Source organism: Pseudomonas sp. PI1, from assembly GCF_000812405.1.
GTDB lineage: Bacteria > Pseudomonadota > Gammaproteobacteria > Pseudomonadales > Pseudomonadaceae > Pseudomonas > Pseudomonas citronellolis.
Genome location: NZ_JWMC01000085.1, coordinates 1 through 6,758, shown reverse-complemented (window position 1 = coordinate 6,758; position 6,758 = coordinate 1). Strand labels below are relative to the sequence as shown.

Genomic DNA, 6,758 nt, shown 5'->3' with positions numbered 1-6,758 from the left:
CCCCCCCGTGGTGCCGGCGGGGATGGTCATCCCGCCCGCAGCGGCGCCCGCGCGCGCCGGCGTCATCACCGCCTCGACGTGCAGCACCCGGCCCCGGTTGACCTCCTTGACGAAGTTCGCCACGTAGTCATCCGCGGGGCGCAGGACGATGTCCTGGCTGCTGCCCTGCTGGATGACCTGGCCGTCGCGCAGGATGGCGATCTGGTCGCCCAGGCGCAGGGCCTCGTCGAGGTCGTGAGTGATGAATACTATGGTCTTCCTGATCTCCTTCTGCAGGTCCAGCAGCACGCTTTGCATGTCCATGCGGATCAGCGGGTCGAGCGCCGAATAGGCCTCGTCCATCAGCAGCACGGGCGCGTCGTTGGCCAGCGCGCGGGCCAGGCCCACGCGCTGCTGCATGCCGCCGGACAACTGGTTGGGGTACTTCTTCTCGAAGCCCTTGAGCCCCACTCGCTCGATCCAGCGCATGGCGATGTCCAGGCTCCTGGCGCGGGGCAGCTTCTGGATGTCCAGGCCGTAGACGGTGTTCTCGATCACGTTGCGGTGGGGCAGCAGGGCGAATTTCTGGAACACCATCGCGGTCTGCTGGCGGCGGAACCCGCGCAGCTCGGCCTGGCTCATCTTGACCACGTCCACGCCGTTGACCAGCACCTCGCCCGCGGTCGGGTCGATCAGCCGGTTGATGTGGCGGATCAGCGTGGACTTGCCCGAGCCGGACAGCCCCATGATCACCTGGATGCAGCCCGCCGGCATGTCCAGGTTGATGTCCTTTAGGCCCAGGACGTGGCCGAAGCGCTCCATCAGCTCGGTCTTGCCCATGCCCTGCTTCACCGCCTCGACGTGGGCCGCCGCGTCCGGGCCGAAGATCTTGTAGAGATTGCGGATGCTGATGCCGTCGAACTGCCGCTCAGCCATGGACCACCTCCAGGTGTTTCTGCAGCCGCTGCCCGTAGGCCTGGCTGATCCGGTCGAAGATGATGGCGATGCCGACGATCGCCAGGCCGTTGAAGATGCCGAGGGTGAAGTACTGGTTGGCGATCGCCTTCAGCACCGGCTGGCCGAGGCCCTGCACGCCGATCATCGAGGCGATGACCACCATGGCCAGGGCCATCATGATCGTCTGGTTGATGCCGGCCATGATGGTCGGCAGCGCCAGGGGCAGCTGGACGTTCCGCAGCTTCTGCCAGCTGGAAGAACCGAAGGCGTCGGCCGCCTCGAGCACGTCCTTGTCCACCAGGCGGATGCCCAGGTTGGTCATGCGGATCATCGGCGGGATGGCATAGATGACCACCGCTATCAGCCCCGGCACCCGGCCGATGCCCAGCAGCATGACCACGGGGATCAGGTAGACGAAGCTGGGCATGGTCTGCATCACGTCGAGCACCGGGTTGACCAGGCGCTGGAGGCGTTCCGAGCGCGCCATCAGGATGCCGATCGGCAAGCCCATGGCGATCGACAGCACGGTGCAGACGAAGATCATCGATACCGTGCGCATGGAGTCGTCCCACATGCCGAAGTAACCGATCGCCAGCAGGGTGGCGAGCGCGCCCAGCACCACCTTCAGGCTGCGGCTGGCGACCCAGGCGATGGCCAGGACGATGAGAACGATGATCGGCCAGGGCGTCTGCGTCATGAAACGCTCGGACAGCAGCAGGAACTTCTGCAGGGGGGCGAAGAAGTTCTCGATGCTATCGCCATGGCCACGGGTGAACGAACGGAAGCCCTCGTCGATGACCTGCTTGAGGCTACGCAGGGAGTCATCGTCCATCTGGGGAAAATCCTGAAACCAGCTCATGTGATTGCCCTTTTCCGATATGCCGGGCTCATTCTTGTTTTCTCCCGGCCGAGAGGGCGCAGCGCAATGGGTACGCACCGCGCCATGCTGCGCATTACAGAGCTGACTTGATCTTCTCGGCAGCGTCAGCGTCGACCCACTTCACCCAGACATCCGGGTTCCTCTTCAGGAACGCCTTGGCGCCGTCTTCACCGGTGGCCTGGTTGTCCGCCATCCAGGCCAGCATCCGGTTGACCAGCGCATTGGGCCAGGAGCGGGTCGAGAGGTACTTGTAGGCGGGGCCGGCGTGCTCCGCGAATGTCCTGGTCACGATGGTGTTGACCTCATCGGCCGGCCATTCATTGGGTTTCGGGTCCGGGCACTTCTCCACTTTGTTGCAACGGTTCCACTCGGCCTCGTCGTAGGGAACGCCCGAGGACAGTCGCACCATTTCATATTTGCCAAGCAGCGAAGTGGGTTCCCAGTAGTAGCCGATCCAGCCCTTCTTGCGCTCGTAGGCATGGATGAGAGAGCCGTCGTGGCCGGCCGCCGAGCCGGTGTCCACCAGGTTGAAGCCGGCGTCCCTGGCCTTGTAGGCCTTGTAGTACTGACTGGCGATGACGGTGCCGCCCCAGCCCTGCTGCCCCGCGGACCAGGCGCCTTTCGACGGGTCTTCCGGGTCGGGGAAGAGTTCGGGGTGCTTCAAGGCATCGGCGATGGTCTTGATGTCGGGATGGGCATCGACGATGAACCTGGGAATGTAGATGCCCTGCACGCCGCCTTCGGTAAAGGCCTTGCCGGCGATCAGCAACTTCCCTTCCTGGATGTTCTTCTGCGTGATGGGCGGCCGCAGGCTGGTCCAGGATTCGGGCGCCACGTCCGGCTTGCCCTTCTCCGCCATCGAGGTCAGGGTCGGCACGGTATCGCCCAGCACGATGCTGACATCGCAGCCATAGCCGTTCTGCAGAATGAACTTGTCCACCTCGGCGAGCAGCTCGGCGGAGGCCCAGTTCATGCTCGCGATCGTCACCGTGCCGCACTCCGCCGCCTGGGCAAGCGGCGCGAACCCGGCCAGGCCCAACAATAGCGGCGTGCAGGACAGCAGCGCTTTCATCGCGTGCGCCCCCTTACCTGCGGCACCGGCTCCTTGTGCAAAATCCAGGGTCATTTGTTTTGTTGTTTTCATTTACGACCACCCTCTTCTAGTTTCCGAAAGAGCACTTGGGGAACAACTTCACAAGCCACAGCGCCGGCCGCATTCGCTTGGCGCAAACCAGGCATTCCCGGGCCAAGCCCTGATGTAACGGCTGACTTTCGATTGGAGTCCATCGACGGGCCGAGCGACCCGCCCCGCTCACGAAATCCTGACCGGAATCGATTCTGAGGCGGCCGGGGCTACGCGGCCTATAAGGAAAAGGACGATTGCCGGCAGAATTCGCACATTGCACCGTGCTGCAGGCCAGATGCGGGGGCCTGCGGGCGTCGTGGCGCAGTGGCTGCGGTTTGTATGTAAACCCGCTGGGAAGGTCTACTCGCACGATCATCGGTCGAGCAAGACGCTCGAGCATCTTGTTCAGGTAGCTTTCGGCCGCACGCTCATTGCGCTTGGCTGGTAGCTACGCTTCGGCCCCTGGTCGACGATGTATCAACGGTTCCGTGATTGGCGAGACGAGGGCACGTTTGACCGAGTACTTGAGCGATTGCATGTCCGGTCGAATCAGGAAGGTCTGTTTGATCTGGACACCAGGATGATCGACTCCAGCGCAGTGCGTGCAACCCGAGCCTCTTCAAACGCCGGAAAAAAAGGGGGGTCGGAAGAGCCGCTAGATCATGCGTTGGGGCGTAGCCGAGGTGGCCTGACCACCAAGATTCACCTGATCTGCAGCGCTCCATGAAGCGCAAACCCAAGCCAGGACCGCCCTGGCTGTTCGATCGCCCGAAATACCGGCAGTTCGTATCCCGCACGGTCATCGCTGGCCTCGACCTGGTGCTCTCCAACGATCACCGCGGCGAGCTGAACACCTTGCTGCTGCATGCACCGGACGGGCGTCTGCGGCTGCGGCACCTGCTTCCGATGCTGACACCGCGCTATGACCTGGTGCTGATCGACGCCCAGGGCGCGCGCAGCGTGACCTTGGAAATGGCCGTGCTCGCCTCCGACCTCGCCCTGTCGCCGGTGACACCGGAAATCCTTGCCGCTCGCGAGTTGCGACGCGGCACCATGCAGTTGCTCGAAGACATCGCACCGTACCGGCACCTGGGAATAGTTCCCCCTCCCTTGCATCTGCTGATCAACCGCGTTCATCCCGTTTCATCCAACGCCAAAGTGATTCAACAAGCATTGAGAGACGTGTTCGATGACCATACCGGTGTGTATGTCCTTAATACTGGTATCCCAGCCATCGAGGCGTATCCACGTGCGTCCACGTTAGGTCTGCCAGTGCATCGCGTTGAGTATCGCCAACCCCTTGGTCGAGTTGCTCCGGCGGCACTGGACACCATGCGCACGCTGGCCGTCGAGCTGTTTCCGCAATGGCGTGAACGTCTTGCGCAGGTGACAGGCAAGCCCACAGCATCCACGGGAGCTCGTCATGACAAACGCGCATAAGCTGTCTCGCGGACACAAGCAACTACGCGCATTGGTCGAGTTCGCCCTTGCAGAAGGCTGGCATGCCAGTCGAACTTCCGGTGGCCACATCAAACTCACCAAGCACGGCTATGCGCCGATCTACACCAGCTCAACGGCAAGTGACCACCGGGCTGGCCTCAATGCACGAGCACAGATAAAGCGCGCAACTCGCGAGGCAAGCGTTTCCGGCACGGAGGATATGGAGGCCCTGGATGGCTGAGATAACCCCTCAGAACATGGCCGAGAAGCTACTCGCAGCGGGTTTCCAGTGCACAGAACCGTCTGCCACGGCCTTGAGCGATCCCATCGCCGATACGCCCATGGTCGTGACCCTGGATCAGTTGCGCCCCTACGACCACGGCCCCAGGAAGAAGCGCAATCCGGCCTACGAGGAAATCAAGGCGTCCAATGGCTTCCACTCAGACACGACATCGCCTACCAGAATGACTTCGTGCGACGCCCGCCCTTGTCGAATGGGCTTGATTCGCAGGGTACCGTGCAACACGACTGCGGCTTCATCTTGCAACACCGGTAAGCCCCGGCAGCTCAAACCGGATGCTGGCATCTCCCAGTGCCAATCGCCCGTACAGGCGACAGGGAACGTCTTCGCCGGGTTTGGTCCAGTAGTTCAGCTCGCGAGCCAGGCCTTTTACCGAAATCGGCCCTCGCGGTGCGCTGATGCAGAGAATGTCGAGCAGGGAGTCCGGCGTAAGAGCGGTATCACGGGCGTGGAGAGTAGGCGTTTGCATGGCAGAAAGGCCCTATCTACGAAGTGGTTTGCGCCTGTCTACATGGCAAAGCGCAGCCTTGGAGACTAGAAGGCACAGGTTGGTGCCGTCTGTGGGACTGCTCCGTAACCATCGCGCGATTGTGCTGCTGAAGTCCGCAAATACCGCTCGCAAGACTCTGCTCGACTCAACGACGAAGCAATCGGGCAAAAACTTGCCCGCACGAGCAAGCTCTTGCCCGTTTTTTATTCTTATGCATCAAAGACTTGAAAACAGGCGAGCAAGAGTTCGCTCGAATTCCCGCTCGAAAAAACACTTACGCGGATTTCCCCTTGTTTCTCTGCCACCGCCAGCACCCCAAAAAATAACGTAAGCCATTGTCATAAAAGAACTTCTCAGCACCAGGAGGTCGATTGGCACGGGTTCTGCTCAAGCGTCTACGCCACCTATTGGCAACAGGGCTACTTCGCCCTTTTCGCTTACACCATCCAAGGACAGAACACCATGCCAACTCCCGCGTACATCAGCATCCAAGGCAAGACCCAGGGCAACATCACCCAGGGCGCCTTCACCTCCGAGTCCGTCGGCAACGTCTATGTCGAAGGCCATGAAGACGAAATCCTGGTCCAGGAAATCAAGCACCGCATCGCCACCCCGACCGATCCGCAGAGCGGTCAGCCGTCGGGCCAGCGCGTGCACAAACCCTTCGTATTCACCAGCGCGCTGAACAAAGCCACGCCGCTGATGTACCAGGCCCTGGCCTCGGGTGAAATGCTGCCCAAGGTCGAAGTGAAGTGGTACCGCACCTCCACCGAAGGCAAGCAGGAGCACTTCTTCACCACCCATCTGGAAGACGCCACCATCGTTGACATCGTGACGGCGCTGCCGCACGCCCAGGACGCCACCAAGGCCGAGTACACCCAACTGGTCGAAGTCTCCATGGCCTACCGCAAGATCACCTGGACTCACGCCATCGCCGGCACCGAGGCCTCGGACGACTGGCGCAAGCCGCAGGAAGCCTGATCCCGGCCCCCTGCCTGCGGCCGGCGGCATAAGCCGCCGGCCGTATCGCGCTCATCTGCCGCAGGGGATTGCCTCCGGCCTGCAAGGAGCACCTAATGCCCAGCCAATCCGACCTGCGTTTCACCTTCACCGTAGGCGAGACCGAGTTCGACGTCATCGAGTTCACCCTCGACGAGGGCCTCAGCGAGAGCTACCAACTGGCGCTGGAGCTGGCCAGCCGCGACCCGGCCATCGACTTCGCCAAGACTCTGGATGCGCCGGCACACTTCATCCTCTGGCAGGGCGAGCAACCGGTACGCCATGTCCATGGCCAGGTCAGCCGCTTCGAGCAAGGCACCACCGGCTTCCGCCGCACCCGCTACCGCGCCCTGGTCGAACCGCGCCTGGCGCGGCTCGAGCTGTGCGCCGACTGGCGCATCTTCCAGCAAAAAACCGTGCCGGAAATTCTGAACCTGCTGCTCGCCGGACATGGCATCGACCCGTACCAACAGAACCTCACCGAAGAACACCTCACCCGCGAGTACTGCGTCCAGGCCGGCGACACCGACCTGGACTTCCTCCTGCGCCTGGCCGCCGAGGAAGGTCTCTTCCACCGCTTCGAGCA

6 protein-coding genes and 3 pseudogenes are annotated in these 6,758 nt (G+C 62.2%); 6 read left to right on the top strand and 3 right to left on the bottom strand.

Annotation, left to right across the window (positions count from 1 at the left end; all coding sequences use genetic code 11):
* From RN02_RS26170 to RN02_RS26160, 3 genes are all read right to left on the bottom strand, one after another.
* The coding region (locus RN02_RS26170; RefSeq protein ID WP_043318014.1) for a quaternary amine ABC transporter ATP-binding protein at positions 1-915 on the bottom strand (915 nt) is incomplete at its 3' end.
* A complete protein-coding gene (locus tag RN02_RS26165; protein ID WP_009619743.1) occupies positions 908-1,768 on the bottom strand; it encodes an ABC transporter permease in 861 nt (286 codons plus the stop codon). The genes RN02_RS26165 and RN02_RS26170, both read right to left, overlap by 8 nt.
* 121 nt (positions 1,769-1,889) lie before the next feature.
* Positions 1,890-2,960, bottom strand: a complete 1,071-nt coding sequence (locus RN02_RS26160; RefSeq protein ID WP_201773774.1) for an ABC transporter substrate-binding protein — start codon at positions 2,958-2,960, stop codon at positions 1,890-1,892.
* Positions 2,961-3,393: 433 nt separating this feature from the next.
* Between RN02_RS26160 and RN02_RS34125 the strand changes: the two are divergent.
* From RN02_RS34125 to RN02_RS26140, 6 genes and pseudogenes are all read left to right on the top strand, one after another.
* Positions 3,394-3,663: pseudogene (locus tag RN02_RS34125) on the top strand (IS5/IS1182 family transposase); the annotation flags it as partial.
* 59 nt (positions 3,664-3,722) lie between these two features.
* Positions 3,723-4,382, top strand: a pseudogene (locus RN02_RS32810) (ParA family protein); the annotation flags it as partial.
* Positions 4,366-4,623, top strand: coding sequence for a hypothetical protein (locus RN02_RS32805; RefSeq protein ID WP_082033894.1), 258 nt, complete (start codon positions 4,366-4,368; stop codon positions 4,621-4,623). The pseudogene RN02_RS32810 and the gene RN02_RS32805, both read left to right, overlap by 17 nt.
* Positions 4,616-4,810: pseudogene (locus RN02_RS34375) on the top strand (ParB family protein); the annotation flags it as partial. The gene RN02_RS32805 and the pseudogene RN02_RS34375, both read left to right, overlap by 8 nt.
* Before the next feature lie 825 nt (positions 4,811-5,635).
* Positions 5,636-6,154 carry an Hcp family type VI secretion system effector gene (locus tag RN02_RS26145; RefSeq protein ID WP_043318005.1) on the top strand — a complete coding sequence of 173 codons (519 nt, stop codon included), beginning with the start codon at positions 5,636-5,638 and terminating at the stop codon, positions 6,152-6,154.
* 95 nt (positions 6,155-6,249) lie between these two features.
* A partial coding sequence (locus tag RN02_RS26140) for a type VI secretion system Vgr family protein (RefSeq protein WP_043318003.1) occupies positions 6,250-6,758 on the top strand: 509 nt, incomplete at its 3' end.

Bases quoted from the DNA above. Each gene is read 5' to 3' on its own strand.
- RN02_RS26165 (WP_009619743.1), bottom strand. From the start codon at position 1,768: ATGGACGATGACTCCCTGCGTAGCCTCAAGCAGGTCATCGACGAGGGC.
- RN02_RS26145 (WP_043318005.1), top strand. From the start codon at position 5,636: ATGCCAACTCCCGCGTACATCAGCATCCAAGGCAAGACCCAGGGCAAC.
- RN02_RS26160 (WP_201773774.1), bottom strand. From the start codon at position 2,960: ATGAAAACAACAAAACAAATGACCCTGGATTTTGCACAAGGAGCCGGT.
- RN02_RS32805 (WP_082033894.1), top strand. From the start codon at position 4,366: ATGACAAACGCGCATAAGCTGTCTCGCGGACACAAGCAACTACGCGCA.